A 6,334-nucleotide genomic window follows, 5' to 3' on the forward strand; every position below is an offset into this window, starting at 1 on the left:
GAAGTCGATGATCGGCCACACCATACCCGCCGCCGGTGTCGCGGGGCTGGTCAAGGCCGCCCTCGCCGTCCACCACGGGTGGCTGCTGCCCACCCTGCACTGCGACGACCCGCACCCGGGGCTTTCGGCCACCCGCTTCCGTACCCTCGACGCGGCCACGCCCTGGGAGGCCCCCGTACGGCGCGCGGCGGTCAACGCCTTCGGGTTCGGCGGGATCAACGCGCACGTGGTGCTGGAGCAGGAGTCGACCGCGCCGGTGAAACGGCGCCCGGCCACCGTGGTGACCGAACCCGAACGGGTGCTGGCCCTGGCCGTGGACACGCCGGAGCGGCTGGCCGAACTGCTCGCCGCCGACGACGCGACCGTACGCGCCACCGCGCCCGCTGTTGGGAACCGCGCTCGTACCCGGCTGGGCATCGTCGACCCCACCGCCAAACGCCTCGCCCTCGCCCGGCGCGTGGTCGCCAAGGGCCGCCCGTGGCGCGGCCGCAACGACGTCTGGTTCACCACGGAGCCGCTGCTCGCGACCGGCGGCAAACTGGCCTTCGTCTTCCCCGGCCTGGAGGCCGACTTCGAGCCCCGCACGGACGGGATCGCCGAGTACTTCGGGCTGTCCCGGCACACCGGCGACCGGCCCGGCGAGCGCTACGGCGAGGCGGCCCGCGCGGGCGACATCGGCCGCCACGGCGTCGGCGTCTTCGGCGTCGGACGCCTGCTGAACGCGGCGCTCGGACGCATGGGAATCGTGCCGGACGCGGTGGCCGGACACAGCGTCGGCGAGTGGTCCGCCATGGCCGCGGGCGGACTCTACGCGGGCGAGGCCGTCGACGCCTTCCTCGACTCCTTCGACCCCGACGCGCTGCGCGTCCCCGGTGTGACCTTCGCCGTCCTCGGCACGGGCGCGGAACGCGTCCTCGCCGCGCTCGCGGAGCGGCCGGAGCGCCGGATCGTGCTCTCCCACGACAACGCGCCCAGCCAGTCGATGGTGTGCGGGCCGCGCGCCGACGTCGAGGAGTTCGTCCGGGCGATGCGCGCGACGGGTGTGATCGCGCAGGTCCTGCCCTTCCAATCCGGCTTCCACACGCCCATGCTGGCCCCCTTCCTCGACCCCATCCGGACCCTGGCGGAGCGCTTCGAGCTGCTCCTGCCGCCCCGCGTCCCCGTCTGGTCCGGGACCACCGCCGCGCCGTACCCGCAAACCGAGGCGGAGGTGCGCGAGGTTGTTCGTACGGCACCTCCTGGAACCGGTGCGGTTCCGGCTGCTGACCCAGGCCCTGCACGACGCGGGCTTCCGCGCGTTCGTACAGATGGGCACCGGCCAGCTGGCCTCGCTCATCGGCGACACGCTCCAAGGCCGCGACCACGTCGTGGTGGCCGCCAACTCGCCCCACCGCGACGGCGTCACCCAACTGCGCCGCGTCGCCACCGCGCTGTGGACGGAGGGCGCCCCCGTGGACCCGGCGCTCCCACGCCCCGGCGCGGCGCGGCGGTCGGCACCGGTACGCCTGAACCTCGACGGTGCGCTCGTTTCGCTGGGTGGGGCGCGGCTGGCGGAGCTGCGGGGGGTGCTGGCGGCTGGCCTTTCCCCCACCCCGCCCCTTCCCGAAACCGGGGTGCTCCGCCCCCCGGCCCCTCAGCCCACGCCGGCGGCTGGTCCGCTGTACACCGCGGTCGCGCCAGACGCCTCCAACGTTGCGCCCCCGCATGGGGCGACGGCAGGCCCGCACCACCCCGCGCCGCTGTCGCCGCCGGGCGCGGATGAGGCCGCGGCATCGCACCCGGCGGTGGCGGGTTCGCCGTACGCCGCGTCGCCGCACGTGGCGACGGCGGCAGGGGACTATGTGCCCGCGGCGGGCAGCGCCCACGCGGCGATGGCAGGCACGCACCACCTTGTGCCACCGTCTCCGCCGGGCACGGGCCAGCCCACGGCGGTGGCGGGTTTCGCAGAATGTCGCGTCGCCGCATGTGGCGACTGCGGGCCGCGGACTACGTGGCCGCGCGGGCAGCGCCCCTGCTGCGCCCCCGCATGGGGCGACGGCAGGGCCCGCACTACCCCGCGCCGCTGTCGCCGCCGGGCGCGGCTCAGGCCGAGGTGGTGCAACCGGGCGGTGGCGGGTTCGCAGTACACCGTGCCGCCGAACGCGGCCACTGCGGGCGCGGACTACGTGGCCGTGGCGGGCACGCACCCGGCGGCGGTGGCAGGCCCGCACCATCTCGTGCCACCGTCTCCGCCGGGCGCGGACAACGTGGGCGCAGCAGGCTCGCGCCCGGCGGCGGTCCCGCAGGCTCCCGCGTCGCCCTACCCGGCGGCGGGTGCCGCCCCCGCCGCGTCGCCGCACGTGGCGGCGGTGGGCACCGGCCAGGCCGCGCCGCTACTTCCGACTGCGCCGGACGCTGCGAGTGCGCGCCCGGTGGCGGGGGCCGCGCACCCCGCTCCCTGGGCTGCCGAGCTCGACGCGCTGCTCCGGGAGACGGCCGACGCGGCGGCCGAGTTGGTGGCGGCGGGGCGGGCTCGGCCGGTGGTGGCCCGGGTGCGTACCTACGACGTGCGCGTGTCCAGCGAGGCCATGCCCTATCTCCGCGACCACTGCTTCTTCCCGCAGCGGCCCGGTTGGCCCGATGAGGCCGATCGGTGGCCCGTGGTTCCGGCCACCACGATCGTGCAGCACCTCATCGACGCGGCGGAGCACACGGCCGACGGCCGACACGTGGCCGTGGCCGTGCACGGCGCGCGCTTCGACCAGTGGGTGACCGCGACACCGCCCAGCACCGTTCCGGTCACCGTGACACCGTCCGCGACCGACCCCGCCCACTACACCGTCACGTTCGGCCGCAGCGCACGCGGCGTCGTCCAGCTCGCGCCCCGTTACCCGGATGCCGCCGACCGCCCCGCGCCCTGGCGTATCGACCCCGCCACCGAGCGGATACCCGAGCACACCGCGGCGCAGATCTACGACGAGCGCTGGATGTTCCACGGTCCGGCGTTCCAGGGGCTCACCCGGCTCACCGCGATCGGTGAGATGCAGGTGCGCGGCACGATCACCACTCCGGCGGCGCCCGGTGCGCTGCTGGACAACGTCGGGCAGCTGCTCGGGTACTGGATCATGGCGACCCGCACCGAGCGATCCGTCGTCTTCCCGGTCGGCATGCGCCTGATGCGCTTCTACGGCCCGCCTCCGCGGCCCGGCACCGAGGTGGAGTGCCTGGTCAGGGTCGTCGCGCTGACCGACGCGGCGCTGGAGGCCGATGTTCAGCTGCTGATCGGCGGTGAGGTGTGGGCGGAGCTGCACGGCTGGCACGACCGCCGGTTCGACAACGATCCGCAGACCCGCCCGGTGGAGCGCTTCCCGCAGCGCAACACGCTGTCGCAGCCGCAGCCGGGCGGCTGGTCACTGGTGTACGAGCGCTGGCCGGACCTGGCCTCGCGCGATCTGATCATGCGCAATCACCTGGGCGGCGCCGAACGCGCCGAGTACGCACGGCAGTCACCGCTCGGCCGCCGGCAGTGGCTGCTGGGCCGGATCGCGGCCAAGGACGCGGTGCGGCGGTGGCTGTGGGAGCAGGGGGAGGGGCCGGTCTTCCCGGCCGAGATCCGGGTGTGCGAGGACGAGCACGGCCACCCGTACGCCGTCGGCGTCCACGGCCGGACCCTGCCCCCGCTGGATCTGACGCTGGCGCACCGGGCCGAGGCCGGGGTCGCCCTGGTGGCGCCGCGCCACCCAGGCGAGCAACGCCGCCCCGGGATCGGGATCGGCATCGAGGAGGTTACCGAGCGGGACGTGGCGTTCGACCCGGCGGAGCGCGCACTCCTCACCACCGTCACCGCCTCGGGCGGCGCCTCCGCCACCTGGTGGGCCGCCGCCTTCCGCGCCGCCAAGGAGGCGGTGGCGAAGGCGGACGGCACCGGCCGGGACACCGCGGTGGTCGGCGCGGAGCGCACCCACCTCACCGTCGAGGCAGCCACCGCCCCCGGACACCCGCCGCGCCGCTACCGGGTGCGCTGCACGACGACCGCCAACCCGTCCGGGTTGCCGGGCAGGGAGTACGCCGTGGCCTGGACGACCGGTCCGGGCCACCGGGATCAGGACGAGGAGACCGATCAGTGACCACCGTCGAACCCACAGCCCCGGCACCCGCAACCACACCCGACGCACCGGCCGTGCTCGCGGACGTCGCCGGAATGCTCCGGACCATGCTCGACGAGGACGGCCTGGACGACATCGAGGTCGCCATGGACACCCGCTTCACCGATGACCTGGAGCTGGAGAGCATCGACCTGGTGACCCTGGCGGGCACCCTCCAGGACCGCTACGGGCAGGAGGTCAACTTCGCCGAGTTCGTGGCCGATCTGGAGCTGGACGAGATCATCGGCCTCACAGTCGGGCAGCTCGTGCAGTACATCGTGCGGTGCCTCAGTACGGCCCAGGTCAGAGCGGTCGAGGGGAGCTGACCATGGCGATGATCCACCTCGGTGGCCCGCCCGGCACCGGCGACGGACCGGACGGCCTCCGCCTGCACGTACAGCGGCTTTCCCCGCCGGACGGCCGCCCGCCCACCGCCACCGTCGTGCTCGTCCACGGCCTGCTCACCGACTCCCTGGCCAGCTGGTACTTCACCGTGGCCCCGGACCTCGCCGCCGCCGGGCTGGACGTGGTGATGTACGACCAGCGGGGGCACGGCCGCAGCGAGCGCCCGGGATCCGGCTACCGGCTGGAGACGTTCGTCAGCGATCTGGAACGGCTGCTGGCCCAGCTGGAGATCACCACCCCCGTTCACCTGGTGGGCAACTGCTTCGGCGGCACGGTGGCCTACGGATACGCCCTGCGCCGCCCGGAACGGGTGGCCGGTCTCGCGACGATCGAGGCGAAACCCGCCACCCCGGACTGGCTGACGGACATCAGCGGGATCATGCGGCGCATCGTGGTCGAACTCGTCGCGCACGAGGCCGAGTCGCTGGCCTGGGTCACCGCACACCGGGGCGCCCACACCGCGCGGCTGGCCAAGTCGGCGGCCCGCCTGGTGCGTACGACCACGATCGCCGAGGACGTGGCGGCGAGCCGGACGGTGAGCGAGGAGCGGGTCCGCTCCCTGCGCTGCCCGGCGCTGGCCGTGTACGGAGCCGATTCCGAACTCGCCGGTGAGGACGGCTGGCTCAGGGCGCTGCCGCCCGGCACCCGCACGGTCATGCTGCCGGGGGAGGGGCATTCGGTGCTGGCCGAGGCGCCCGCGCGGATACGCGGGCTGCTGCTGTCCTGGATCGGCGAACAGGGCACCGCCATCCCGGTGGCGGCCGGGCTCAAGGGAGCCGATGCCTCATGACCACAGCGTCCCCCACGCCCGGGCGCCGTTTCCTCTTCGTCGTGCCGCCGCTCGTCGGCCACGTCAACCCCACCGTCGGCGTGGCGGCCGAACTGACGGCCCGTGGCCACCAGGTGGCCTGGGCCGGGCTGCCGGAGGTCGTACAGCGGCTGGTCGGCCCCGGTGCCACGGTCCACCGCTGCGCCGGGCCGGTGATCGGTGAGGGCGGGGCGGAGCGCCCGCCCGAGGTGCGCGGCCCGGGTGCGCTGAAGTTCCTGTGGGAGGACTTCCTGGTGCCGCTCGCCGAGGCCATGGCGCCCGATGTGGCGCGGGCCATCGAGGAGTTCCGCCCGGATGTGGTGGTGTCCGACCAGCAGACGGTGGCGGGCGCGCTGGTGGCCGAGCGGCTGGGCGTACGGTGGGCCACCTCCGCCACCACCTCGGCGGAGTTCACCGGCGCGCTGGACGGCATGCCCAAGATCGACGCCTGGCTGGACGCCCTGCTGGACAGTTTGCGGGGCAGGATCGGGGATCCGCGCGGCACGGCCGACCCCCGGTTCTCGCCCGATCTGGTGCTGGCGTTCACCACCGAGGAACTGGCCGGGCGGCCCGTCCGGGCGGCCGACCACATTCGGTACGTCGGCCCCTCCATCGCCGGGCGCCCGGCCGAACCGGACTTCCCGTGGGAGTGGCTGGACCCTGCCCGCCCCACCGTCCTGATCACCCTCGGCACCGCGAACACTGACGCCGGGGCGCGTTTCCTCGCCGCATCCCGGGAGGCCGTACGCGCCCGGGCCGACCGCTTCCAGACGGTCATCGTCGACCCGGCGGGCACCCTCGGACCGGCCACCGCCGGGGACAAGAACCTGCTGACGGTCCCGCGGATCCCCCAGCTGCGCCTGCTGGAACGGGTGGCCGCGGTCGTGTGCCACGCGGGTCACAACACCGTGTGCGAGGCCCTGTGGCACGGCGTCCCGCTCGTGGTGGCCCCGATCCGGGACGACCAGCCCGTGGTGGCCGCCCAGGTGGTGGCCGC

At 74.8% G+C, this 6,334-nt stretch carries 3 protein-coding genes and 1 pseudogene; all 4 read left to right on the forward strand.

What is annotated here, in order from left to right:
- Positions 1–4,106 (forward strand): annotated as a pseudogene (locus SSOG_RS58715) (acyltransferase domain-containing protein); the annotation flags it as partial.
- The gene (locus tag SSOG_RS40480) at positions 4,103–4,450 is read left to right on the forward strand and encodes an acyl carrier protein (RefSeq protein ID WP_050800143.1); all 348 of its coding nucleotides are present in this window, start codon (positions 4,103–4,105) and stop codon (positions 4,448–4,450) included. The pseudogene SSOG_RS58715 and the gene SSOG_RS40480, both read left to right, overlap by 4 nt.
- A gap of 2 nt (positions 4,451–4,452) precedes the next feature.
- Positions 4,453–5,319 carry an alpha/beta fold hydrolase gene (locus SSOG_RS40485; RefSeq protein ID WP_050800144.1) on the forward strand — a complete coding sequence of 289 codons (867 nt, stop codon included), beginning with the start codon at positions 4,453–4,455 and terminating at the stop codon, positions 5,317–5,319.
- The coding region (locus SSOG_RS40490) for a glycosyltransferase (protein WP_050800408.1) at positions 5,316–6,334 on the forward strand (1,019 nt) is incomplete at its 3' end. The genes SSOG_RS40485 and SSOG_RS40490, both read left to right, overlap by 4 nt.

Source organism: Streptomyces himastatinicus ATCC 53653 (genome assembly GCF_000158915.1).
In the GTDB taxonomy this organism is placed as follows: domain Bacteria; phylum Actinomycetota; class Actinomycetes; order Streptomycetales; family Streptomycetaceae; genus Streptomyces; species Streptomyces himastatinicus.

Bases quoted from the DNA above. Each gene is read 5' to 3' on its own strand.
- SSOG_RS40485 (WP_050800144.1), top strand. From the start codon at position 4,453: ATGGCGATGATCCACCTCGGTGGCCCGCCCGGCACCGGCGACGGACCG.